Below are 243 nucleotides of genomic sequence, written 5' to 3'. Positions count from 1 at the left end.
GTACCGGCCTGCGGGGTCCCGGGGTGGCCGTCGACCGGCGGCGCGCGCACGGCCGGGTCGATGAGGACCGTCTCCGCCTGGCGGTGCGACGACCGCTGAGGGGTCGCCCCATCGGGCTCGGTGGTGCCGGCGCCCCGGCGGGCACCGGAGGCAGGTTCGGGGTCGTCGCGCAGCAACGCGGCCATCGGCACGGCCTGTCTCTTATACACATCTCCGAGCCCACGAGACGGAGCTACATCGAGG

1 protein-coding gene is annotated in these 243 nt (G+C 74.5%); it reads right to left on the bottom strand.

Translation table 11 applies throughout. From position 1 onward, the window contains the following. Positions 1 to 209 (bottom strand): hypothetical protein (locus tag ACR9ZK_RS23105; RefSeq protein WP_481344254.1); only part of this gene is annotated, 209 nt, incomplete at its 3' end. Positions 210 to 243: the final 34 nt, after the last annotated feature.

The organism is Monashia sp. HAY1-5C, assembly GCF_056755255.1.
The sequence above is the reverse complement of the archived record's forward strand: the minus strand, read 5'-3'. Positions and strand labels throughout refer to the sequence as shown.